1 protein-coding gene is annotated in these 504 nt (G+C 45.8%); it reads right to left on the bottom strand.

Going from position 1 to position 504, the window contains the following annotated elements:
* A partial coding sequence (locus R7Z50_RS31445; RefSeq protein WP_318150269.1) for a radical SAM protein occupies positions 1-495 on the bottom strand: 495 nt, incomplete at its 3' end.
* Between the last annotated feature and the right edge of the window lie 9 nt (positions 496-504).

Genomic DNA, 504 nt, shown 5'->3' with positions numbered 1-504 from the left:
CGTAGTTAGAACTTGGTTGAATGTGCCCCGAGCGGCTCGGTTGGTTCGATACGCGTTGTGCAGCATTTCAGGGCCATCAATACTCAAGCCCACCAAGAAATGGTTCTCGCTTAAAAATTCGCACCATTCGTCATTCAATAACGTGCCGTTTGTTTGCAGATCGTTTGAGATCTTCACGCCTGCGGGCTGGTACTTCGCTTGAAACTCGACAATTTTCTTGAAGTAATCCAAACCCAGCATCGTTGGCTCGCCGCCCTGCCAAGAGAAGACGATCTCAGGTGTATTTTGCCCTTCAATATACTGTTTGATGTAAGCCTCTAACGTGGCTTCATCCATCATTGGTGAACATCCTTTTTTATACTCAAGTAAGTCCTGTTTGCTGAGGTAGTAGCAGTAAGTACAGTCAATGTTACAGGCAGCACCAATTGGCTTTGCCATAACATGTAAACGCTTAGACGCTTTGCCGTTGAACTGAGGACTTTGAGTAATTTGCATGAGTCACCT

Source organism: Vibrio sp. 1249-1 (assembly GCF_033340495.1).
The sequence above is the reverse complement of the archived record's forward strand: the minus strand, read 5'-3'. Positions and strand labels throughout refer to the sequence as shown.